The 23,537-nt window shown below is 38.1% G+C and carries 19 protein-coding genes; 13 read left to right on the forward strand and 6 right to left on the reverse strand.

What is annotated here, in order from left to right; genetic code table 11:
• The first annotated feature begins 428 nt into the window (after window positions 1-428).
• Together rplU and rpmA are read left to right on the forward strand one after the other, a co-directional pair.
• Window positions 429-746, forward strand: a complete 318-nt coding sequence (rplU, locus tag HMPREF0666_RS04565; RefSeq protein WP_009011164.1) for a 50S ribosomal protein L21 — start codon at window positions 429-431, stop codon at window positions 744-746.
• A gap of 16 nt (window positions 747-762) precedes the next feature.
• A complete protein-coding gene (gene rpmA / locus HMPREF0666_RS04570) occupies window positions 763-1,053 on the forward strand; it encodes a 50S ribosomal protein L27 (protein ID WP_009011165.1) in 291 nt (96 codons plus the stop codon).
• 906 nt (window positions 1,054-1,959) lie between these two features.
• Here rpmA and HMPREF0666_RS04575 read toward each other — a convergent pair.
• Window positions 1,960-3,501: a sulfatase-like hydrolase/transferase gene (locus HMPREF0666_RS04575; protein WP_009011167.1), complete on the reverse strand. Its 1,542-nt coding sequence runs from the start codon at window positions 3,499-3,501 to the stop codon at window positions 1,960-1,962.
• A gap of 491 nt (window positions 3,502-3,992) precedes the next feature.
• On the opposite strand from HMPREF0666_RS04575, the gene HMPREF0666_RS04580 reads away from it, so the two are divergent.
• The 7 genes from HMPREF0666_RS04580 to HMPREF0666_RS04610 all read left to right on the forward strand — a co-directional run bounded on the left by HMPREF0666_RS04580 (window position 3,993) and on the right by HMPREF0666_RS04610 (window position 11,904).
• Window positions 3,993-4,721 carry an HAD family hydrolase gene (locus HMPREF0666_RS04580; protein WP_009011169.1) on the forward strand — a complete coding sequence of 243 codons (729 nt, stop codon included), beginning with the start codon at window positions 3,993-3,995 and terminating at the stop codon, window positions 4,719-4,721.
• Window positions 4,722-5,186: 465 nt separating this feature from the next.
• On the forward strand, window positions 5,187-6,173 hold the full coding sequence (locus HMPREF0666_RS04585; RefSeq protein WP_009011170.1) for an SPFH domain-containing protein: 987 nt from the start codon (window positions 5,187-5,189) through the stop codon (window positions 6,171-6,173).
• Window positions 6,170-6,505: a hypothetical protein gene (locus HMPREF0666_RS04590; protein WP_009011171.1), complete on the forward strand. Its 336-nt coding sequence runs from the start codon at window positions 6,170-6,172 to the stop codon at window positions 6,503-6,505. Before HMPREF0666_RS04585 ends, HMPREF0666_RS04590 begins: the two co-directional genes overlap by 4 nt.
• A 20-nt stretch (window positions 6,506-6,525) precedes the next feature.
• Window positions 6,526-7,938: a TFIIB-type zinc ribbon-containing protein gene (locus HMPREF0666_RS04595; protein WP_009011172.1), complete on the forward strand. Its 1,413-nt coding sequence runs from the start codon at window positions 6,526-6,528 to the stop codon at window positions 7,936-7,938.
• Window positions 7,939-7,969: 31 nt separating this feature from the next.
• Window positions 7,970-9,355, forward strand: a complete 1,386-nt coding sequence (locus tag HMPREF0666_RS04600) for a TFIIB-type zinc ribbon-containing protein (protein WP_009011173.1) — start codon at window positions 7,970-7,972, stop codon at window positions 9,353-9,355.
• A 22-nt stretch (window positions 9,356-9,377) separates the two neighbouring features.
• Window positions 9,378-10,136: a toxin-antitoxin system YwqK family antitoxin gene (locus HMPREF0666_RS04605; protein ID WP_009011174.1), complete on the forward strand. Its 759-nt coding sequence runs from the start codon at window positions 9,378-9,380 to the stop codon at window positions 10,134-10,136.
• 892 nt (window positions 10,137-11,028) lie between these two features.
• Entirely contained in the window at window positions 11,029-11,904 is an 876-nt protein-coding gene (locus tag HMPREF0666_RS04610; RefSeq protein WP_009011175.1) for an endonuclease/exonuclease/phosphatase family protein, read from the forward strand.
• Window positions 11,905-12,155: 251 nt separating this feature from the next.
• On the opposite strand, the gene HMPREF0666_RS04615 is transcribed toward HMPREF0666_RS04610, so the two are convergent.
• From HMPREF0666_RS04615 to HMPREF0666_RS04625, 3 genes are all read right to left on the reverse strand, one after another.
• Window positions 12,156-13,283 carry a nucleotidyltransferase family protein gene (locus HMPREF0666_RS04615; protein ID WP_042856031.1) on the reverse strand — a complete coding sequence of 376 codons (1,128 nt, stop codon included), beginning with the start codon at window positions 13,281-13,283 and terminating at the stop codon, window positions 12,156-12,158.
• Between the two features lie 35 nt (window positions 13,284-13,318).
• Window positions 13,319-15,238: a nucleoside-diphosphate sugar epimerase/dehydratase gene (locus HMPREF0666_RS04620; protein ID WP_009011177.1), complete on the reverse strand. Its 1,920-nt coding sequence runs from the start codon at window positions 15,236-15,238 to the stop codon at window positions 13,319-13,321.
• 162 nt (window positions 15,239-15,400) lie between these two features.
• The gene (locus tag HMPREF0666_RS04625; RefSeq protein WP_009011178.1) at window positions 15,401-16,786 is read right to left on the reverse strand and encodes a toxin-antitoxin system YwqK family antitoxin; all 1,386 of its coding nucleotides are present in this window, start codon (window positions 16,784-16,786) and stop codon (window positions 15,401-15,403) included.
• A 149-nt stretch (window positions 16,787-16,935) separates the two neighbouring features.
• Here HMPREF0666_RS04625 and HMPREF0666_RS04630 point away from each other — a divergent pair, with 149 nt between their 5' ends.
• The 4 genes from HMPREF0666_RS04630 to sucD are packed head-to-tail and all read left to right on the forward strand — an operon-like array spanning window position 16,936 to window position 21,030.
• A complete protein-coding gene (locus HMPREF0666_RS04630) occupies window positions 16,936-17,847 on the forward strand; it encodes a phosphate acyltransferase (protein WP_009011179.1) in 912 nt (303 codons plus the stop codon).
• A gap of 39 nt (window positions 17,848-17,886) precedes the next feature.
• Window positions 17,887-18,951, forward strand: coding sequence for a butyrate kinase (gene buk / locus HMPREF0666_RS04635; protein ID WP_009011180.1), 1,065 nt, complete (start codon window positions 17,887-17,889; stop codon window positions 18,949-18,951).
• A 54-nt stretch (window positions 18,952-19,005) separates the two neighbouring features.
• Entirely contained in the window at window positions 19,006-20,145 is a 1,140-nt protein-coding gene (gene sucC, locus HMPREF0666_RS04640) for an ADP-forming succinate--CoA ligase subunit beta (protein ID WP_009011181.1), read from the forward strand.
• Between the two features lie 12 nt (window positions 20,146-20,157).
• Window positions 20,158-21,030 carry a succinate--CoA ligase subunit alpha gene (sucD, locus tag HMPREF0666_RS04645; protein WP_009011182.1) on the forward strand — a complete coding sequence of 291 codons (873 nt, stop codon included), beginning with the start codon at window positions 20,158-20,160 and terminating at the stop codon, window positions 21,028-21,030.
• 95 nt (window positions 21,031-21,125) lie between these two features.
• Here the strand turns inward: sucD and HMPREF0666_RS04650 are convergent, their stop codons facing one another.
• The gene (locus HMPREF0666_RS04650; protein WP_009011183.1) at window positions 21,126-21,647 is read right to left on the reverse strand and encodes a hypothetical protein; all 522 of its coding nucleotides are present in this window, start codon (window positions 21,645-21,647) and stop codon (window positions 21,126-21,128) included.
• 669 nt (window positions 21,648-22,316) lie between these two features.
• The gene (locus tag HMPREF0666_RS04660; RefSeq protein WP_009011185.1) at window positions 22,317-23,519 is read right to left on the reverse strand and encodes an esterase; all 1,203 of its coding nucleotides are present in this window, start codon (window positions 23,517-23,519) and stop codon (window positions 22,317-22,319) included.
• Window positions 23,520-23,537 lie beyond the last annotated feature (18 nt).

Below are 23,537 nucleotides of genomic sequence, written 5' to 3' on the forward strand. Positions count from 1 at the left end.
CCTTTGATATGAGATATAAATAACGATTACTTAGGCCATAACATTTGTGGAATCTCCTCGTAAAACGCTTGGTATGAGTAGCAATGTTATAGGCTTGCAGACATTAGTTACATTCTACAAAACCTTCATCTTAACATGAAGGTAGCTTGTCATGTGTTTGTATACATGGGCCTAAAGACAGGAAACAAGGGAGTAGAAATCTTGTGTATAGCATCCCCAATTTCATATATTTATCCCTTTTCAAAGCAGAGATATGTGCTGCAAATGCTCTAATTATTGTTAATTAAGTAAGAATAATCCCCCATTATTATGTTACATAACATTAATTTTTAGTAACTTTGCACCCGATTATGCCGTTCTGGGCTCAGAACAAGTGCTGAATAGATGCTCAGCCGCCCAACGGTACAAACCCGTTTACAATATAAATAATGTACGCAATTGTAGAAATTAACGGTCAGCAGTTCAAGGCTGAGGAGGGCAAGAAGCTCTTCGTAAACCACATCAAGGATGCGGAAGAAGGCAAGGCTGTTGAGTTTGACAAGGTTCTGTTGGTAGATAACAACGGAGCAGTCACAGTAGGCGCACCAACTGTTGAGGGCGCAAAGGTAGTAGCTGAGGTAGTAGCTCCTCTCGTAAAAGGCGACAAGGTTGTTGTCTTCAAGATGAAACGTCGTAAGGACTACAGAAAGAAGAACGGTCATCGTTCACACTTCACTCAGGTAGAAATTAAATCAATTAACGCTTAACAAGGAGGACTTAAGAATGGCACATAAAAAAGGTGTAGGTAGTTCTAAGAACGGTCGTGAATCAGCTTCAAAGCGTTTAGGTGTTAAGATCTGGGGTGGACAGAAGATTGTCGCAGGCAATATCATTGTTCGTCAGCGCGGTAACAAGCACTTCCCAGGCGAAAACGTTGCACAGGGTAAGGACGACACATTGTATGCTCTTGCAGACGGTGTTGTTTACTTCCACAAGGGCAAGTACAATAAGAGTACTGTTTCTGTCCTTTCAGAGGAGGTTTACGCTGCTAAGACAGTAAAGCCAGAAGCTTAAAGCGAAACAAACAAACAACTATTCCAAACAAACAACATAATCCCGGTCTCCTTATAGGAGCCGGGATTCATGCGTTTATAGGGTCCCCTTCATTCCTTTATCTTTAGCGGAATGTCAATAATCTTTACTCTCCTCGCATACATGCCATGCTTTTCAATCACATAGAAGAGGCCTAACTCTATTCAAGAACATGCCCTTCTTATGCGTTGAAAATGCCCTTCTTGGACCAAGAGAGGCGTCTTCTTTATAACGATGTATAATGTATTGAATTAGTGGATGTTATCAACAGTATCTTAAGTGTTACATTACTTATATTTTGATGATATTTAGATTGATTACATGTAAAGGTTTTTCATATCTTTATTTGTTCTTCATAATTGTACAGTGATTATTACAGCATGGATTGATGACTAAGACATTATTATTTGATAAGCAATGGTGTGATGGTAAAGAAATAAGAAGAACATTTTGTATAGGTTAATTCATAGTCAAAAACAATGTAACACAGTGATAAAGAGAACCAGTTGCATGTAGGTTTCCCCTTATCATTCTCTATAAAAAATGATTCTTATGTGTACTATATCAATTCCAATTTTGTATCATCATGTTACTTTGTTATAACTAAACATTCCATTGGAAATTACTTTTCCTGTCATATCTGTCATCTAAAAAATCTATTCAACTAACTGAAAACCAGAATATTTAGTTGAAATGTTAAAAGTGACAGCAAATCAAAATAAAACTTATTTCGGTAATAATGGGTATTAAATATCCTCTCACATTAGTAATCTTTAGTCTTCCATTCTTCATAGGTTTGTGGACTGATGGTATTATAATAACAACAAAAGTCACCTATGGTTATTTACTCCTAAGAGGATAGCATAAAGTTGCCTGCTAATGTTGAAGTTACTTACTCCTTTCGTTCTTCAATATATCTTGCATACGAGAGACTTCGTCTGGGTGCTCTGCAGCAACATTATTTGTTTCGTATGGGCTGACTGTCATATCATAAAGCTGTGGCACAGGGAGGTTACCTGTCTCAATCTTTGGTCCCCACTGAATCATCTTAGGCCCATTGCTTGGTTCGATATAACGGTATTGAGGCGTCAAGACAGAAAGGACATGCGTGTTAGATTGGCCTATCACATAATCACGTCCCTTCTGATCACTACCGAGAATAGTAGGGAGATAGTTGCGACTATCAGGTGCACTACCCTTAGGGAGTCGTGCATGCACAAGTGAGCCCAATGACGACAATAGATCTATCTGACTCACAAGGGCTTTTGACACCACTCCTCCTTTAATCTTACGAGGCCAAGATACAATGAATGGTACGGCAGTTCCACCTTCAAAGGCACTATACTTATTGCCACGGAAAGGCCCTGCAGGACTGTGTCCATTAAGTAATTCTTCGGCACGATCTTGATACCCATCATCTACAACAGGTCCGTTATCGCTTGTAAGAATAACGAGTGTATTGTCATCTATCTTTAGTTCATGCAGCTTCTTCAGTAACTGTCCCACTGTCCAATCGAACTGAACAATAGCGTCTCCACGCACTCCCATTGGGTTCTTCCCACGGAAACGCTCATGAGGGAAGCGTGGAACATGAACATCATTCGTTGCGAAATACATAAAGAAAGGCTCTTTCTTATGTTTGTCAATGAATTTCATAGCATGAAAAAGGATGGAGTCTGCAATGTTCTCATCCTTCCATAGAGCTTTGCCCCCACCCTTCATATATCCAATTCGACCAATGCCATTGACAATTGACATATCGTGACCATGGCTCGAACACATATTATAAAGGAGTTCTGGGTTCTTACGTCCTGTTGGTTCACCATCAAAGTTTTTTACGTATGACACTTCTATTGGATGAGTTGGGTCATAGTTAGCTACTACCCCATTCTCGATAAAAACACATGGGACACGGTCTGCTGTGGCAGCCATGATATAATGATAATCAAAACCGAGGTCGCCTAAAGACTCTGGTAAAGGTGCATTCCAGTCTTGTTCACCACCCTTATCGCCCAAGCCGAGGTGCCATTTGCCTATAGCACAGGTCGCATAGCCACGACTCTTAAACATGTCAGCCATCGTAAACTGGCTGGGTTTGATAATCATTCCAGCATTGCCAGCAGCAACATCAGTACCTTCTCGACGCCAAGCATACTCACCCGTGAGAAGAGAATACCTTGAAGGAGTACTTGTAGCAGCAACAGCATGGCCGTTCATAAACTGAATACCAGACTTTGCAAGTCTATTGATATTAGGTGTATGAACGTTTTTAGCACCATAACACTCTAAATCACCATAACCAAGATCATCAGCTAATATGATAATCACATTAGGCTTATCTGTTGTCGTTCCACGTGTTTGTGCTATCATTTTCTGTCCCGTTCCGAAAGCTGAAGATAACAAGGCTATTGTCAAGAGTTTTTGTTCCATTTTGTTTTTAGTCTCCAATTAGGTGTGTTGTCTGGGTTTATATGATATTAACAATTACACAATAGTATTTAAGTGTAGGTCATTATCACAGACAAAAGTGACCACAAAGAAAGCAAAAATAATTGAGATAGTCAAACTTTTCGTCGTTTTAATTACTCCTATCATGTACTCTGTATAGGCTTCTAATGTGTTAACAAGAATCATAACAAAAGCATGTTAGTTAATAGAAATATTTGTTTTGTCGATAAATATATGGTGTTTGAATATAATTAATAAAAGCAAAATTAACATTTATGATGGTAAAAATATTGTTGAAAAACTTGTAATAACGAAAAAAAGAATTATCTTTGCTGCGAAAAGAAAGAAAAGGAGGTTTTTATTATAGTTGAAAGGAAGATTATTATTTACCGTCTACGACCAGCCTTCATTGGACAAGGTTCAATGAAGAAGAGAATGTCCACGATAACAATAATATTTAATTTTTTAGGCTTATGACGGAGATTTCACTTATAGCATTTGATGCTGACGACACACTGTGGGGTAGCCAAACCTACTTTGATATAGTGAAGAAAGTGTACTGTGAGATACTTGCCCCATACGCTTCGGCTGAAGAGGTATCCCATGCTCTCCGCGCCACTGAAAAGGCTAACATACCACTCCTTGGTTATGGAAGTAAAGCTTTCATGTTATCACTAATAGAGAATGCGGTCAAAATCAGTCACGGAAAGGTAAAGGGATATGACATAGGGCAGATTGTTGAGGTTAGTAAGGAATTACTACGACTACCGGGTCACCCTTTCGATGGTGTTAAAGCAACATTGGCAAAGCTTCGTGACACTGGAAGATACCGAATGGTTGTGTTTACTAAAGGAGAATTGCTTGATCAGGAAAATAAGTTTCACCGTTCGGGACTACGTCCCTACTTTGATGATATTGTTATTGTATCGGAAAAGACGCCTGATGCTTATAACCGATTATGCAAACAGTTTGGCGTAAAGATAGGGCAACTACTGATGGTTGGAGATTCATATCCTGAAGATATTGCTCCTGTTTTGGAGATAGGAGGATGGGCTGTCCATATCCCTAATGATATTGACAGTGAAGATATAGAATATCTTAATAAAATTCATCCACACCTATTAAGATTATCAAGGTTCGCTGAACTAATAGAGTTCTTGAGTCCTTATCCAAGATTAATAGACAAGAGTATACTCTCCTGATATTGTATCAATGACAGATTGTGCATTATGTTCTTTAAGATAGATTACTTTAACATGTACATGTATTGAGTATTCCTTATTAAGGAAATAATATGCTAACATAATGATGAGTAGGAAGAAAACGAAGTGGTTTTCTTCCTACTTTTGCTTTTTACCATCCTCACTAATCTTATACATGAGGTTTGTAAACATTTTTATCAAACACTTGCTCCACCCGAGAAGGATAGTCTTTTTGTTGAAAGTTAGTATCTACTGGTAGTAAAACAACACCTTATTATTATTTAATATATAATAAATTTATAAGCAATTCATCAATATTTAATAACAAATAATAGACTTTATTGTGATAACTAATGCTGTTGGTTTCATTATAAATCATTATTTTTGCAATATTATAAGAGATTAAGATACACAATCTTATACGACAAAGAGGAATATAATTACTAATAAGTTACTGTAGAATCTATGGGAATAAAGAATTTCTTCAAACGACAAATGAGGACCGTCATAGAGTGGAAAGAGCAAGATAACAGACTTCTCTTCCATCAGCTGGAAACCACAACTGACGAGATAAAAGATGCCAGTAAGCTGATAGTTGCACCAGGACAGGGCTGCATTGTCGTTTATGATGGACAGGTAAAAGCCACACTTACAGAGGCAGGAGTGTATGAGATGGAGTCTGATAACCATCCTTTTATCACAACTTTGCTCAATATCGCACAGCAAGCAGAGAGTGAACACAAAATGAGGTTCTACTTCTTTCGTACGGCCGAGATGGTGAATATCCTGTGGGGAACAGCTTCACCAGTGAAATACATAGAGCCTGACTATCAATTACCAGTGGCTCTTGGAGTTTGTGGAAACTTCTCTGTAAAGATACAAGACGCTGCACAAATGTTTGTAACACTGCTGGGAACGATGTCTAACTATTATGCGGAAGACGTGCAAGAACTTGTTTCTTCCCGCATCGTAACACCTCTCACTGCCTTTCTTGCGGTCAAAGCTTACCCTTATCGAGAGATTGATACCCATTTAGGTGAACTTTCCACGGAGTTGCGAGATAAGACTTCTGAAGAGTTATCACGTCTTGGTTTACAGTTGACCGACTTCCGCATTGCCTCAGTCACATTCGATGAAGATACGATGGAACGCATTGGTAGGATTGCAAACATGACTACTGAGAAGCATGCGGCAGCCGAAGTTGACCTTGACTACACTGAATTGCAGAAGTTAGGAGCCTTACGTGATGCTGCAAAGAATGAAGGTGGACTGGCAGGAGCTGGCTTGCAAATGGGAGCAGGACTACAGTTAGCACAAGACATATTCAAGTCGGGCGATACCAATAGTGACCCTACTCTACGCCTACGAAAGCTCAAAAAACTCTTGGATGAGCAGCTCATCACAAATGAAGAATATGAACAAAAGAAGAACGAAATACTTTCTAAATTATGAATAAAGTCCTAATCCCCGCCATATCAGTCCTCTTTGTCAATATCATTGCAGGTCTCGTCCTCTCTGTCTATCCTTTGGCAAACATGCTCTACACGAGTGTTACCATTATTGTCAACACTCTGTTAGTTGTAATGTTGTTTGCTCTTGGTGCAGAGCGTACTCATCGTTTGAGTCTTGGTATGCTCTTCCTTATTGCAGGAGTAGTAGAGTTTGTCAGTGGATTAATAGCACCAAGTAGTGTAAAAGATAACTGGTGGATAATTCTCTTTGCCATCTTTACAGCTGTAGAAGTTATTTTAAGTTATCTAACTATACACTATAAAAAACGATAAACATACAGGAACGTAATTCGATGTCAATAAAGATAAGACCAATAAAGTGCCCGAACTGTGGTAGCGAGAAGCATAATCAATTGAATGAAAAACTCTATCGCTGCAAAAACTGTGGGACAGAATACTTTTTAGATGACGATGACATAACAATTCATGTCAAGCATGATTTTAACTACGATGGCTTTACGCAACCTAAAAGAGAGCCTAAAAACTCCTTTAGTAATACGAAGAGGAATTTCGTAGTTATTGGTATCGTCTTTTTGTTTCTGATTGGTGCTATGTTTTTGTGGGATGGAAATAACAAAGGGAAAAATCGTCTTTTCTCAAATGACTTATTCTCAAATGATTCCATTAGTGTAGTGGATCAATATGATATCATCCTTCCAATGATGCATAAAGGACGAGTTTGTTTCTTCTATATAACGGAACGTAATATTGATTATAAGATTGATGATGATAAGACTTTAGCCGATGGTTACTATTATGGATTTGTCGATGCACAGACTGGGAAAGTGTTAGCTGATAAGCTCCTCATCAGTGACGATGAGAGCAAAAGAGTTGATATGACATCGATTAATGGACTTAAGATATGGCATCTTTACCAAGCAGATAAGTGGTTATGCCTCATTCCTAAGCAGTTTATCTATGAGATTAATCCGCAAACACTCACTATGAACAATATCTCAAAGACTATATTTGCTAATAAGAAAGCAATGTCTAGTGGGATTTCATCAGTGGATTTTATCTATCGAACAAGCGATTTCTTTGATTTTTTATTAGAGGGAGATGAGGGCTTAAAAATATCTAACAACTTGGCAGAAGTTTACTATTACTTCCCTGCCACAGACCATCTATATACAGAAGAAGCCTATAATTACGCAAAGGAACTACCATCATCTGAATTAAAAGGAGAGATGCGTGATAGCGTATTATACATATTAGAAAGCAAGAAGTCTAATGCCTCTTCAAGCAAAGAAAGTCAAAACAAGCTAACAAGAATACAATTCACGTATCACCTTGGGAATCCTAAATACCTTAGCAATCCCTCAAACAAGAAATACGATTTTGTGGCTAAAGACATACAAGTAGTTGGTAGTCAGCAAATATCAGACTGGTTCACAGGATTCGATGCAAACATTATTTTACAAGATTCAACGTACATACTTATTTGGTATAAAACCAATATCTCGGAGAATACACCAGCTGTTCTTCAGCTAAGAAACACTAATGGAAAGATTCTATGGACACGTTCTCTTGAGTATCCTATACGGCTTTATGCTGCTATAAGAGACAATCGTAAGATATGGTTTAGTGCAAGTAAAAAGACCCCAGAACATTATGACGAAAATTACATAATAAGCTTCACATTGAAAGAAGGCAAGCTAAAATACGAATATCAGTTTGATAGAAATCATAAAGTAAAGAAGCACTAAGTATTAATAAAAGAACAGATAAAGTAATACAATGTCAACAAAGATAAGACCCATAAAGTGCCCGAATTGTGGTAGTGAGAAACATGTCCAATTGGGGGACAAACTCTATCGCTGTAAAAGCTGTGGGACAGAATATTTCTTGGATGACGATGATATAACCGTTCATGTCAAACATCACTTTGATAATGGAGGCTTTTCCAGCTTCAATGGAAACTCCAATGTCTCTATAACTAGTATAGCCAAAGTATTCGCCATCATAGGTGTTATCACTCTCTTTCTACTCTTTATGATAATATACGGATTGAGATCTTCCAGTCCAAGTGTTAGTTCGCGCGATTCTATTAGCGTTGAGGATACATATAGAGCCATTGTTCCTGTAAGATATAACGGGCGTGTTTGTTTCTTCTATCTAACCAATCGCAGTTTCAGTAACTGGTATTCTGACGACGAAACTCCACCAACGGGTTACTATTATGGCTTTATCGATCCAGATAGCGGAAAGGTGTTAGCTGACAAACTTTTCATCAGTGATGACGACGCAAGGAAGATTGGTATGACAGCTTTCCACATGCTTGAGATACAATATCTGAATCAAGTCAAGAAGTGGTATATCACGATACCTTCTCAGTTTATACTTGAGATTAATCCACAGACACTCACGTTGAAAAACGTCACAAAGACTATCTTTGCCAAGAAGAAAGCTATGTCGAGTGGTATCTCATCAGTAAACTTTATCTCTGATACCTATGAAGACCATGCAAGTACGTCGGGTGTTGGTGAGGGACTCAAGGTAGTTAACAACTTGGCTGAGACTTATTATTATTTCCCTGCCACAGACCGCCTTTATACAGAAGACGCATATAATTACGCAAAGGAACTACCAATTTCAGAACTCAATGGAGAGGTGCGCGATAGTGTATTTTATATATTAGAACGAAAGGATGCAAGTGAAAACTCAAGCCAAACAAGCCAAAATAAACTTTGGAGAATACGCTTCATGTATCACTTAGGTGACCCTCAGGACGCTGGTTATTTCCTATATGGTATGGAAAACAAACGTGGTGATGATCGAATGATTAGCCATAATCCAATAACAGGATGGTTCACTGGTTTTGAAACATTGATAGATTATCAAGATGCGAAATATATCCTTATAGAGTATAAAACCAGTATTTCAAAAGATGCACCTACGGTTCTTCAGCTGAGAAATACTAATGGTGTAGTCCTTTGGACACACTCTCTTGAACTTCCAATGAAGATTCGGGGCATCATGCGAGATAATCAAAAGATATGGTTTAGAGCGACCAAAGAAAACAATAGTGGTGATGACGAAGACTACATAGCGAGCCTAACATTAAAGGAAGGTTATCTGAAATACGAGTATAAGTTTGCTACTAATCATAAGGTTCCAAAGTAATAAGTATTAAACACAAATATATATGAGAATGATTAAAATCCTTCTGATTTCACTAATCGTACTACCTTTAGCATGTAACGCACAGGTAAAGAAGACTGTAGAGACCTACGACAATGGACAAATAAAGTCGATTTCTTATAAAAATAAAAAGACAGGCTTGCTTGAAGGGCATTGTGTTAGTTATATGGAAGATGGCCGCTTGTTACTGGAAGAAGACTATAAGGAAGGCCTACGAGACGGACAGGTAAAGAATTACGATAGATATGGTAATATCGCAAGTATCGTGAGTTATGTCAAAGGAGAGAAGCAGGGTAAGCTCTATATGTATAAAAAGACAAGTTATCCCGGTGAGACTCCTCGACTCGACTACATCGAGAACTACGAGAAAGGAAAGCTACAGGGAATGACCTATGTGTACGATCAGTATGGGCAGAAGATTATCGAACGCGCACGTTATGTAGATGGTTTATGTATCGAAGATACCACTACAATTCCACGAGGTACGCTCTATGAGTGGGTGACGAAAGGACCTGACGGAACTTATTTCACGGGTATACCCAAGAGTAAATTTGTACCAGTAAAGAAGAATGTGACTGTTCGGCAAATTATAAGGAGGGCTCCTGTTGTACAACGCTCAACAACAGCGAAGAATGTTAAGACTAAGCCCGTTCTACGACACAACCCTACTCCTATCACTAAGCCAAAACCCCAATCACAGCCTAAAATAGAGTCTAAACCACGCATGAAGACGAACGAAGATGGTACAATTAGAATGGAGTAGAATTACGTTGACAAAGTAGTATCAAAAACAAATTTATCTTTTGGTGTTATTCTGTCTCTTGTATATTCCCTTGAAAGGATTAAAAAATAAAAGACTGGGAGCTACTATGAGTTCCAGTCTTTTGCGTTTAGTTGACTTTAATACTATTCATTCATCAAGGCAAAAGTGACAAAACCAACGATAACAGTTATCTTTTCTACGATAGATGTGTTTGAATAGGTGACAGTTTATCTGCAAACATGCTTAAAAGAAGGCTACTTAAAGGTTCATCTTTTCATTATGTCATTAGGACAAAGCTTGTTTTCTAATTAGAACAACACAGGCTTATTAATACAAATAGAAACTGCTCATGAAACCAACTTTTGGTCTTAATGTAAATATTTTTCGCCCTTCTAACCTCTTACACATGGTCTTTAAGCTTATAGAAGAGGCCTATTTAGCTTGCAGAACATGCCCTTCTTGCGTGTTGAAAACGCCTCTCTTGGCGCAAGAAGGGCATCTATAACAATGCTATAGGTAACACATTGATTTATTGATGGTTATATGACGTATTCTAAGGTGATTTATACTCTTTTATTGAATGCTTTTAACTCGTTTATATGTAATATAATTTTATTCTAACACGGGTTCCATTAAAGGATGTTGTAATTACAGAAATTACACAATGGTGATACAAGTCAAATTAAACTTAAAGTCCAATTTAGTTTTAGCTAACATAATCCTACATGCTTTAAGATTAAGCTTAAGGGATGTCATATTGTCTAAATAAAAGAGAGGTAATATGATGGAATATAGAAAACATTGTGTACTTTTGTAAATTAGAAAGTATATTGTAAATAAAAGGCATCCTTAGTTTACAATATAATCAACTGAATATCAATAGACTTAAATCATGTATAAACAACTGACAACACTAATCCTTGCATTACTACTAAGCAGTAGTTCTTATGCGCAACAACTCTATGTGGGCACATATAACATCCGTTACAATAATCCTAATGATGAACATGAGGGGAACGCATGGGCACTACGCTGTCCACCATTATGCGATTTCATCAATTTTGAACAGCCAGAAATATTCGGTACTCAGGAGGTTCTTGTAGATCAACTACATGACTTAAGCAAAGGACTGAATGGTTATGACTATATCGGTATAGGACGAGAAGATGGAAAGGAGAAGGGAGAATATGCAGCAATCTTTTATAAGAAAGATCAACTCAGACTATTAGACAGTGGTAATTTCTGGCTTTCTTCAACTCCAGAACACGCCTCATTAGGATGGGATGCAGCTTGTATTCGTATTTGTACATGGGGAGAATTTCAAGATAAAACATCTGGCAAGAAGTTCTTTTTCTTCAATACTCACATGGACCACGTGGGTGTTGTAGCACGAAGAGAGAGTGCACAACTAATTCTGAAACGCATTAGTCAACTGGCAAAGGGTCTCCCTACCATTCTAACGGGTGACTTTAACGTTGATCAAACAGATGAGATCTATCAGATATTCTCTAACTCTGGAATACTACACGACTGTTATACCAACGCTCAACAGCGTATGGCACCCACAGGAACATGGAATGATTTTATGCAGGATAGCCGTAGTAAATCTCGTATTGACCACATTTTTGTTACAAGAGATTTTGATGTTCCGCATTACGCCATCTTTACCAACAGCTATTGGCTCGGTAAATCACGACGTAATATATCTGATCATTATCCAGTAATGGTAAAACTCTCTTATTCAAAAAATAAGACTTTACAAAAGTAATATCGACATCCTTTTATTCTGAAGTAAGTGAGATAGAAAGAAATACAATATTAGTCGGATATACTATCACCTCTTATACAATAAAAAACAATTGACCCTTTATTTTTTTAAGTACCGAACACCATTGGAGATAAACACTATTCTCCTTTGGTGTTCGCATATTGCATAGCAGTTTCGCTTTACTTTTCAAACAAAAATAAAAGGACTCCAGTATATGACATACACATGACGTATGACACTTAACAAGTTACTCATTTTGAGCTATGACCCAATTGTCTACGCAGATAAGCCTTATATATCATGTGCCACCAGCGTGAAATGGGACGTCCCCACACTGTTTCTGATGGGAAGTCTATAGCAAAATGAAGATTTCTATATATCTCTATGAAATATTGGGAATAAACAGATTTACCTGCAAACGAGTAACGATGGTCATGGAATCCAAAGTTTCCTGCAATCAAAATCTCTGACATAAGAATCTTACCTATTCTGTTATTTGGTTTCATCAAAAGAAACTTATCTGGCAAAGAAAAAATCTCTTTCATGACATACATAACGGCAGCAGTAAACTTATACATTCCTACACTCTTTAGAATATGAACTGTCTTCAAACGCTCCTCTTCACTAAAACCACGTAACAGCAAGTAATAATAATCTATCATCTGCCTTAATCCTATTCCCTCAAAGAAGAAGTGATGCATAAGATGGGACAACTGGAATACACGATTAAAGTCATCTGTAACCGTATAAATCTTTCCTAATCCATCTGGTAGAGCTGTTTGGTGTTTAAATTGCTCTTTCTTACATTGTTCAAAGAACTTGCGTAATTTATACTCATGCCAAACGTTTCCCATAAATGAAGGAAAGAAATGCACCTCCACAGGAGTCTTAAAATAACTTAGTTCAATATGGTGATATCCTATTTCACCCTTCGGATCTAACTGGCGAGAAATACGTATAATGTCTAATGTTTTAGCATCTGTCCAAAGGTCAATATCCCCAGAAGTACGCATATATGGGTCCGGATACATCAATGCATTCGTCTGTCCTTTTAAGACACAACCATGCACTCCATATTTCTCTTGCAATAATGTTGTAAGAGCTGACGCATCTTTATAGGCTTGTCTATTAGCTTGTTCTATAAATGAGCAGGCAGCATACCATTTAAGAATTTGTTGTTTATTAGGTCGATGTGGAGAGTCTGAAAGTTTCTTTATACCATGAAACAAGACACCCAGAATAGCTTGTTTATTACCAAAGGCGTAGAGTTCATCCCAGTCCATATCTTCTAAGCTCGCAGGTTCCTGTGCTTCCTCCTTTAAACAAAAACGAAGAAAGTCGAAGATACGGATAAAGGGATCATTATTCTTATATTTCATGATTCTATTTAAGTCCTCCTTCCTCATATAATAAACTACTTATTATCGAGGACAGAATATTTACTATTATTACTTACATACTCTGGAACGATCTCCTTCATCTTCTCAACAATTGCCATATCATTGTAAGTATGGCTTAAAGCAATTAATGCTTCAATTTGCTTGTTTACCTCATTGTAGTCGTACTCACGAACTTCCGCTATACGGATCTTCTCATGGAAGCTTGGAAGAGTATTTTCCGTTGTACTTAATACTTCTTCATATAGTTTCTCACCAGCACGCAGGCCCGTGTATTCGATATCAATATTTTTAGCACCAGAAAGCTTTATCATTCGCTTGGCAAGGTCAGCAATCTTGACAGGCTTACCCATATCGAAGACAAAAATCTCTCCTCCACCTCCATGTGTACCTGCTTCGAGCACTAATTTACATGCTTCTGGAATAAGCATAAAGAAACGAATAATATTTGGATCAGTAACAGTAACAGGTCCGCCAGCTTTAATCTGCTTTTCAAATAAAGGTATTACAGATCCATTTGAACCTAATACATTACCAAAACGAGTAGTTACAAATTGTGTTGTTGGTTTACCGTTAGCCTGGTCATTAATCATTTTATTAAGACTTTGACAATAGATTTCACAGATACGTTTAGAACAACCCATTACGTTTGTTGGGTTAACTGCCTTATCTGTTGAGACCATGACAAATTTCTTAACACCATACTTAACACTGAGGTCAGCAATAACTTTCGTTCCCCATATATTGTTCTGCACACTTTCTGATGGATTATTTTCCATCATAGGTACATGCTTATATGCTGCAGCATGAAATACATAGTCAGGCTTATATGTCTTGAATATCTCCTCCATACGGTCATAGTTAGAAATACTCGCAACAATAGTATGAGCCTTAATATCAGGCCATTCAAACTGCATCATTAAGCGAATATTATGCTGGGGAGTCTCTGCTTGGTCAATAAGAATAAGCTCAGCAGGCTTATATATAGCAATCTGACGTACCATCTCCGAGCCAATACTACCCGCAGAACCCGTAATCATGATTTTCTTGTTACGTAAGAGATTACCAATGGAATCCATGTCAACATTGATTTGATCACGTGGTAGTAAGTCTTCAATACTTATCTCCTTAAGCTGTACCTTCGTGTAATCATCGTCTTTAGACCACTCTTTTTCTGCATGACTCATAAAGATTTGAACCCCAAGATTCAATAGGATATCTTGTAATTTCGTATCATTACGGAAACGTGCGTTCTGTAATGGGGAAACTAAAACAGCCTTTATTTTCAACGCTTTAATGCGCTCAGCAAGATTATCATCAACCAGATATATCTTCTGACCCATAAGTATTCGACCACTAATGGATGGGTCATGAGCAATAAAACCTTTCAGAAGGAATTTGCATGGCTTGTCTGTTCTTATGCTTTTTGCTAATCCAACACCACCATCCTTCACACCATAGATAAGCGTACGAACACCTTTATCAGTGTTAAACAGCACATCATAAAGTGATTTCGTTATGATACGGAAAGCCATCATACCTATTGTTGCAACAAGATACATTGCTGCAATTTGTCTACCTTGTAAACGAACAAACTCAAGATTCCAATGATAGACAACATAATGCATTACCTCCGCAACCGCAAGAGACAATAACATTGCTAATACAACTCGCTGTAAATCAACAAAAGAGGAGTAGCGAATGATACCTGAATATGTACGGAAAATTCTGAAACCAATAAGGTTAAAGATCATGTACATGAAGATTGTTTTGGATAATAATACAATATGCTGAGGAGAAACCGCACCATGAAAAAACATCCAAAACACAAAGATACCTGACAGATAACAGATAACAATGTCAATAGCCAATATGACCCAATATGGCAAGGCATTTCGCGAAAGATACCAATTCAGTAGCTTATCAAATATTTTCATAATCACATTTAATTGTTTATAGGTAATTACTCACCTTATTTTATGAGTCTTCTCGTTCTCTTTTAGTAGAAAATATAATTTATCCTGCAAATATACTAAAAAAAGTAAATAGTAGGCTGAAGTCTATAAATATTTATTTTAATAAACTAAAAAACTTCTATTCTATCTTATATCCATCTGAATGTGATATAATCCAGCATAGAGATTTGGCTGATGAGTAAAGGTAACGACGACTTCATGTTCACCGTAGTTTGTTGAGTTAGCCTTAGGCTCAAGTACAAAATTACCATTCGTTGATTGATAATCTAATCCACCAAGTGGCTTATATCCGGCATTGATAGCTTCTTGGGCAATATGATACATTTCTTCTTCCGACCATGTAAAAATATTAATGCGCTCTATCGTTAGCATTTTCCCTAAGGCTGTACCAAAATAACCAATCTGTCTTGGATTGTTACCCGTAATCTTATCATTGCTGTTTTGTACATCATAAGACATGTTATGATGGAAGATGAATTCCTTTTGTGCGCCAAACCCATCAATAATTTGTGAAGTATTGAGTTGGAATTTACGACTAATATCAGTCAAGACATCTAAACTTTTAACTCTCTCATTATCATTACTCAACATGCTAAGGAGGTATGAAAAGTTAAACATTCTTACCTGTGTAGAATTTCTTTTTGAACTCTTCTCTACTTTAACAGGTTCTGTTTTCTCAGCTGAACTATCAGGATACTTTATATTAGCAACGTAACGATCTTCTTTTGTTGAATTTGTAGAAGCTTCTTTCTTTGTGCCCTTTGAAGAATTAACATCATCTGTAGTTGCTGTACCTTGTACTATCTGAGAACCTTTATAATCTTTTGTAAGATCCTCTTTTGTCGTTTTTGTATCCTTAACCTCTACAATCTTTTGCTTGTCATTATTTCCTCTCGCTTTACTAATACTTTTAGACTGCGCCATTAACAACGCCTCGTCATGACGATAATGTTCACAGAATTCATCTTCGTTTGTGTTTTTATTAATATAATGATCCTTACCACCTTTGATCTCATTTACCTTAGTACCATTACGCCAAATGGTTGTATATTCTAATCGGCCACCTTCTGTATAAGTATAACATGGGCCGTCAAGTAGACCATTACGATAAGACAGTTTCATTCCTATATTACCATTAGGAAAGAAGGAGAGCGCTCGACCATTAGCTTTTCCATTCTTATATTGCAACACAGATTCTACCCTACCCGACTTATGGAAAGTCCGACAAACACCGTTCAATACTGTGTATTTATCATTTTGTCGGTTAATACTTATATAATGCTTCTCGGCTTGTAATTGTCCAGTAATGTAATAGTCATAAAACATCTTCTGTCCTTTATCATCGAGCGCTAAGACTCTATAATAGGAAGCATTATTAGCATTGGGTACTCCCTGCCATTGACTATTATAGAAGAAAGCTCCATGAGGGATATAAGAACGTGCTACACGTTGTGCTGTAGCAACTGTAAATAAGGTACTTAAAAGTATTATAAAGTACAAACGTTTCATATACAAATCTCTAATTCACTTGCAAATATACACCAACCAATACAAAAAAAAGAATTTTCTCATGTTTTTTTCTTTAAATATCGACCGTATATCAAAACAAAGTATTATCTTTGTCACAATATAAATCTATAACTGAAAATCGATTAACTATGCCTGGAGAAAGAAAAATTATCCATGACTTTAAACAGCTAATTCATCTTCTTAATGAAAGAAAGATTTGTAAACGAACAGTAGTTGTATGGCCAGAAGAGAACCATACACAAGAAGCTGTTTGTAAAGCTGTACACGATGGTTTCATAGAGCCTATTTTAGTATGCTCTAAACAAACTATGGAAAACTATGCTAAGAAGAACTCCTTTCAATCAATTCTTGCTGAATCACCAGAGGATGCAGCACGAAAAGCAGTTGAAGTAGTGAGGAAAGGTGATGCTGACATCATTATGAAAGGTTTCCTTAATACCGATGTCCTCTTACGTGCTATACTTGATAAAGAAGTAGGAATCCTACCAAAAGATACGGTCTTAACGCATATTACTGCTGCAAAGTTACCAGAGTATCATAAACTACTTTTCTTTACAGATGCTGCTGTTATCCCTTCTCCAAATGATAAGCAACGCAGAGCACAGGTAAAATATATTGTAGATTTCTGTCATGCCTTTGAGATAGAATGTCCAAAAGTAGCCCTTATCCATTGCTCAGAGAAGGTAGACGAGCGCCATTTCCCATATACTCTTTCATATAGAGCACTAAAAGAAGAAGCTGAAGCAGGAGTTTTTGGTAAGTGTACAATAGATGGCCCATTAGACTTAATAACATCTTGTTCAGTTGAAGCTATGAAGATTAAGCAGATAAACTCCCCCATAAATGGCGAAGCCGATGCTTTAATTTTCCCTGATATAGAGGCAGGCAATCTGTTTTATAAGACGATAACACTATTCTGTCATGCCGAGACTGCTGCTATTCTTCAAGGAACTATGGCACCAGTAGTGCTCCCAAGTCGTGGTGATACTATTGAATCTAAATACTATAGTCTCGCCCTTGCGAGTCTTATCTCCAGATAGTCTATATACATTATATATAAGGTATACATATAAAACATTATGGCTTACAAGATTTTAGCTATCAACCCAGGATCGACATCAACCAAGATATCGCTTGCAAATGACGATCAGCCCGTCTTTGTTGCAGACATTGCGCACTCAAGAGAAGAGCTAAGCAAATTCAAGCGCATATCCGACCAATATCATTTTCGCAAGCAGGTCGTTATTGAAGAATTAAAGAAAAGAAATATACCTTTAGACTTTGATGCCGTTATAGGACGAGGTGGACTTGCAAAACCAGTGTCAAGTGGTGTGTTCACTATCACAAAGCAAATGATAATAGACCAACAACGAGCTATTCATCAACATGCTTGTGATCTTGGTTGTATGATTGCAGACGAAATAGCACGAGATATTCCTAACTGTAAGAGTTTTATTGCTGACCCTGGTGTAGTGGATGAAATGGAGCCAGAAGCACGTCTGTCTGGTTCTCCTCTCATGCCACGTATGTGTATTTGGCATGCTTTAAACCAGAAAGCAATAGGCCGACGCTTTGCAAAAGATATGGGAACATCATACGATAAGTTGAACCTTATTATCTGTCACTTAGGTGGAGGAATCTCTATCGCAGCCCATTCACATGGCAGGGCAATTGACGCAAATAATGCGTTAGACGGTGAAGGACCATTCTCACCAGAGCGTGCTGGAACTCTTCCTGCAGCCGACTTAATTCATCTCTGCTTCAGTGGAAAATACACAGAAGAACAGTTATTGAAGAAAGTCAGTGGCCATGCTGGTCTTATTTCTCACCTTGGAACAAATGACCTACGTGAGATTATTAATTGGATCAATGCTGGTGACAAGCATGCTGAACTTGTTGTATCAGCTATGATATGGCATATTGCTAAGAATATAGCTGCAGAAGGAGCGGTGCTATGCGGCAACATAGATGCTATTCTGCTTACCGGTGGTATGGCAAAGTCTGATTATATCATCGAACGTCTCAAGCAACGCCTTTCATTCCTTGCACCTATTTATGTTTATCCAGGCCAAGATGAGATGCAGGCTTTGACTGAGAATGCCTTAGCAGTCCTTCGAGGAGAGCGTGAAGCGAAGGATTATTAAACAAAAAGAACCCTAAACAATTAACATATAGTTTATAAATCAAAACTAAATCTTATGAAGGTACATGAATACCAAGCAAAGAAATTCTTTGCAAGTTATGGGCTTCCAGTAGACCGCAACATTATTTGCCGTACTCCTGATGAAGCTGTTGAAGCCTACAAGCAATTAGGTGTTGAGAAAGCCGTAGTGAAAGCTCAGGTTCACACGGGTGGACGTGGCAAGGCTGGTGGTGTTAAACTTGGTAGCAACGAGGCCGAGATTCGCCAACATGCAGAAGCTATCTTGGGTATGGATATCAAGGGATTCATTGTAGACAGAGTACTTGTCAGCGAAGCTGTTGACATTGCTTCAGAGTACTACATGAGTATCCTTGTTGATCGTAAGTCAAAGTGTCCTATGTTAATGCTTAGTCGTGCTGGTGGTATGGATATTGAGCAAGTAGCAAAGGAGACACCAGAAAAGATCGAGAAGATTGTCATTGACCCAGTTGTTGGTATGAGCGACTATCTTGCACGTGAGGCTGCTTTCAAGCTTTTCGATAACATGGCACAGGTTAAACAGGCCGTACCAATCTTCAAGAATATTTATAAACTCTTTACAGAGAAGGACGCTTCATTGGCAGAGATCAACCCATTAGTAATGTTGAAAGATGGGTCTTTGAAGGCTATCGATGCCAAGATGACCTTTGACGACAATGCTCTCTTCCGTCATCCAGATGTTGCTGAACTATTCGAGCCAACAGAGGAAGAACGCAAAGAACGTGAAGCAAAAGACAAGGGATTTAGCTATGTGAACCTTGGTGGAAGCATTGGTTGCATGGTAAACGGAGCTGGTCTTGCTATGGCAACCATGGACATGATTAAGTTATATGGTGGTGAACCAGCCAACTTCCTCGATATTGGTGGCAGTTCTAACCCAGAGAAGATTGTTGAAGCCATGAAACTTCTTTTGAGTGATAAGCACGTAAAGGTTGTGTTAATCAACATCTTCGGTGGTATTACCCGTTGTGATGATGTTGCTAACGGACTCTTGGAGGCCTTCAAGGTTATCGAAACAGATATTCCTATTGTCATCCGCTTGACAGGAACTAACGAAGCAGAAGGTAGAGCTATCCTTGAGGGAACTCACTTCACTGTCGGTACAACCATGGCAGATGCAGGACATAAGGCTGTAGAACTAAGCAAAAAACTTTAAAACACAAGAGTTATGAGTATTCTAATTAATAAAGATACAAAGTTAATCGTACAGGGCATTACAGGTCGTGATGGTAGTTTCCACGCTTCAAAGATGAAGGAGTATGGCACCAATGTGGTTGGTGGAACATCTCCTGGCAAGGCTGGTCAGGAAGTATGTGGCATTCCTGTATTCAACACAGTTAAGGATGCTGTTGCTGCAACAGGAGCCAACGCATCTATTATCTTCGTCCCAGCCCCATTCGCAAAAGACGCTATGCTTGAAGCCATTGATGGTGGTGTGAAACTCGTCATTTGTATCACTGAGGGCGTGCCAACGCTTGATGCTGTAGCAGCACAGCGTTATGCTAAGATTAAGGGAGTCAAGGTAATTGGTCCTAACTGTCCCGGTCTTATTTCTCCAGAGGAGAGTATGGCTGGTATTATGCCAACTAATATCTTCAAGAAGGGACATACTGGTGTTATCAGTCGTAGTGGTACACTTACCTACGAGGTTGTTTATAACCTTACACAAGCTGGTTTGGGACAATCCACAGCAGTCGGTGTTGGTGGTGACCCAGTCGTTGGACTTTATTTCGAGGAACTTCTTCGTATGTTCCAAGACGACCCAGAGACAGACAGTATAGCTCTCATTGGAGAGATTGGTGGTGATGCTGAAGAGCGTGCTGCTAAGTTTATTAAGGAGAACGTTACCAAGCCTGTTGCTGTATTCATCTCTGGTCAGCAAGCTCCTCCGGGTAAGCAGATGGGACATGCTGGTGCTATCATCTCAAGTGGGTCAGGTTCTGCAAGCGAGAAGATAGCAGCTTTTGAGGCCGTAGGTGTACCTGTTGCACGTGAGACAAGTGAAATACCAGAACTCCTTAAGAAGCAATTAAAGAAGTAAAAAGCTTGGTATTTAAGCCAATTTCTATAAGATTTAGAGGAATATCCACTAAGGGTATTCCTCTATTTGATTTCTAACAATCCTATTGTAAAGCATCATTTCAAACTGGTTATCAACACCTTATCTATGTAATACACATGAGGCAATGTTTCTTTAACTACTAATCGAACTTTTAAGTGATTAACAACAGAGTCACCATATATTCTATAAAGCTCTTCTGATGTTGGTGTTGCCGAGAGTTGTATAAACTCCCCTTTATACTTACATCGAATACCGCTACTACTTGACCTGCTTTCTCTTCCTATAGGAGTATAGTGCTCAACGCCAATATATTCAGTTAAATGTCCCCCTACACTTTTGCTTCTCGCCACATTTAATGCGTAGAAACAAAACCATACTACAAAGAATATACATCCTGTTGCATGAATATAATAACGCAAAGCATCAATTCTTTTAAGCAGCATATAGGACAATATGAATATAGGAGTACTCAAAGAGAGCGCATAGATGTATGTATCTATTATAAAATTTCTTCTCAAATATAACAATAGAAATAGTCCTGCTACAGCTAAGAAGTACCATAAAGTATCTTTCTCAAGAAGACCTTTTAGTTTCATAATCCTATTTGTTTGTATAAACGCATCGTCGCATATAACCTTTATTACAAGGATAAGAAGCGTACTGAAGAAAAGGCTTCATTGCTTCCCACCATGATAACCTTTTATATAATGATACATGCAGATGATTGAAAGTAAACCTATAGAGAGGAATCCGGCTCTAACAAATATATCATCTCTTATATCATAAAACAGTATATCAGTCCATTTATTATAATACAAAGGCTTATATAGCTTGTTTTCATTAATATCTTTTCTACTTACAGTGACGGTGTAATCCTTTCCCATATATCGTACTATAATATATGAGGTAATATTTACAGCTCCACTATGCTTAGATACGATTTCGTATGACTTAATAGGTCCGATCTCAAGTGACTTATTATCGTAATAAACAGCAACTATACTGTAAACCAAATATATAAGCCAAACCAGCACAACTAACAAGATACATTTCCGTATTTGACGATATTCTATCCTATTGCCCGACATAGTCTTTATACTATATTGCACAATCTTTTAAATCTCAACTATCATTCCCTTGCAGCTTACGAACGTTTCTCTTCGAAGAAATAAACAATTGAAAGTAACGCTGCAAAGAGTCAACACAACGTATGACAGGCTGCAAAACGTATGTAGGAAATAAACTGAAAGCTTTATCGAGACTTCTTACTTGAAAAGCTTTTGTGCAAAAATAGCCAGATACTCTCTCCAGTTTCGCCAAGTATGTCCGCCTTTCGTCTTAAGATAAGAGTATTTATAAGCTTCTTTATCCAATGCCGCGCGGAGACTATCATCATCCTTTGAGAGAAAATCGTCCTTACCAATACCAATCCATATAAGCTTAGGAGATTTCTTACACAGCGTCTTAAACTTCTCGTCAATATTCTTATATATATAAGAAAGCGTATCGCCATCCTTCGCCATTCGATTGACTGCAGAAGAGAACAAACCAATATAATTAAAGGAGTTAGGATTATTTAAAGCAATATAAAGCGAATGAAAGCCACCCATAGACAGTCCTGCAATCGCTCTGCTTGCCTTATCTTTCTTCACACGATAAGTCTTTTCTACAAACTGAATGATATCAGGAAAGGCCTTTTCAAAGTTTCCATCCATTGTTTTTGGATACTGCGTTGTAGCTACTACAAGTCCTTTAGATCCCTCACCCGGAGCTGCTTCCTGCGAAATATTACCATTTGGCATTACTACTACCATTGGTTCTGCTTTTCCTTCAGCGATAAGGTTGTCCAAAATCTGTGTGGCACGTCCTAACTCTTCCCATGCATCTTCATCGCCTCCCATGCCATGAAGCAGATAAAGAACAGGATAGCTTCGCTTGCTCGTTTCGTAACCAGCTGGCGTATAGACAGTCATACGACGTCGAAGTCCTGCCGTTGGACTATCATACCATACCTTTCTAACAGTTCCATGGGGCACATTCTTTACAGCATATAACCCATCTACACCACCTCCAACAAGTACTACACTGTATCTATTACCAATGTCACGCACTGTATATATATTCTTTGGATCCGTAATCTTTACACCATCAACTATCAGATTATAACTGTAGAACTCTGGTTTCAAGGGTGGAGTTGTCAGTGTCCATCGTCCGTTCGCATCTCTATTCATCAACTGTGGGCGCCAATCTCCATCCGCAAACTTATCTGGAGTATCTTTCCCAGCATATAAGAAATTACCAGTTAATTCCACCTTCTCAGCGTTTGGAGCAAAGAGACTGATAGTAATAGAATTGTCATCATTCACTACTGGTGAGACAATCTCGTTATCTTTCCAATTAAGCACTTCCTGTGCTGCTACTAAGGAGAAACTTGCAAGGCAAGCAAAAAACAGGACAAACTTTTTCATGATTTCGTGTTTTAATTT

This window comes from Prevotella sp. C561 (assembly GCF_000224595.1).
Classification (GTDB): Bacteria; Bacteroidota; Bacteroidia; order Bacteroidales; family Bacteroidaceae; genus Prevotella; species Prevotella jejuni.

Coding starts and splice junctions, on each gene's coding strand:
- rplU (WP_009011164.1), top strand. CDS start 429: ATGTACGCAATTGTAGAAATTAACGGTCAGCAGTTCAAGGCTGAGGAG.
- rpmA (WP_009011165.1), top strand. CDS start 763: ATGGCACATAAAAAAGGTGTAGGTAGTTCTAAGAACGGTCGTGAATCA.
- HMPREF0666_RS04575 (WP_009011167.1), bottom strand. CDS start 3,501: ATGGAACAAAAACTCTTGACAATAGCCTTGTTATCTTCAGCTTTCGGA.
- HMPREF0666_RS04580 (WP_009011169.1), top strand. CDS start 3,993: ATGACGGAGATTTCACTTATAGCATTTGATGCTGACGACACACTGTGG.
- HMPREF0666_RS04585 (WP_009011170.1), top strand. CDS start 5,187: ATGGGAATAAAGAATTTCTTCAAACGACAAATGAGGACCGTCATAGAG.
- HMPREF0666_RS04590 (WP_009011171.1), top strand. CDS start 6,170: ATGAATAAAGTCCTAATCCCCGCCATATCAGTCCTCTTTGTCAATATC.
- HMPREF0666_RS04595 (WP_009011172.1), top strand. CDS start 6,526: ATGTCAATAAAGATAAGACCAATAAAGTGCCCGAACTGTGGTAGCGAG.
- HMPREF0666_RS04600 (WP_009011173.1), top strand. CDS start 7,970: ATGTCAACAAAGATAAGACCCATAAAGTGCCCGAATTGTGGTAGTGAG.
- HMPREF0666_RS04605 (WP_009011174.1), top strand. CDS start 9,378: ATGAGAATGATTAAAATCCTTCTGATTTCACTAATCGTACTACCTTTA.
- HMPREF0666_RS04610 (WP_009011175.1), top strand. CDS start 11,029: ATGTATAAACAACTGACAACACTAATCCTTGCATTACTACTAAGCAGT.
- HMPREF0666_RS04615 (WP_042856031.1), bottom strand. CDS start 13,283: ATGAAATATAAGAATAATGATCCCTTTATCCGTATCTTCGACTTTCTT.
- HMPREF0666_RS04620 (WP_009011177.1), bottom strand. CDS start 15,238: ATGAAAATATTTGATAAGCTACTGAATTGGTATCTTTCGCGAAATGCC.
- HMPREF0666_RS04625 (WP_009011178.1), bottom strand. CDS start 16,786: ATGAAACGTTTGTACTTTATAATACTTTTAAGTACCTTATTTACAGTT.
- HMPREF0666_RS04630 (WP_009011179.1), top strand. CDS start 16,936: ATGCCTGGAGAAAGAAAAATTATCCATGACTTTAAACAGCTAATTCAT.
- buk (WP_009011180.1), top strand. CDS start 17,887: ATGGCTTACAAGATTTTAGCTATCAACCCAGGATCGACATCAACCAAG.
- sucC (WP_009011181.1), top strand. CDS start 19,006: ATGAAGGTACATGAATACCAAGCAAAGAAATTCTTTGCAAGTTATGGG.
- sucD (WP_009011182.1), top strand. CDS start 20,158: ATGAGTATTCTAATTAATAAAGATACAAAGTTAATCGTACAGGGCATT.
- HMPREF0666_RS04650 (WP_009011183.1), bottom strand. CDS start 21,647: ATGAAACTAAAAGGTCTTCTTGAGAAAGATACTTTATGGTACTTCTTA.
- HMPREF0666_RS04660 (WP_009011185.1), bottom strand. CDS start 23,519: ATGAAAAAGTTTGTCCTGTTTTTTGCTTGCCTTGCAAGTTTCTCCTTA.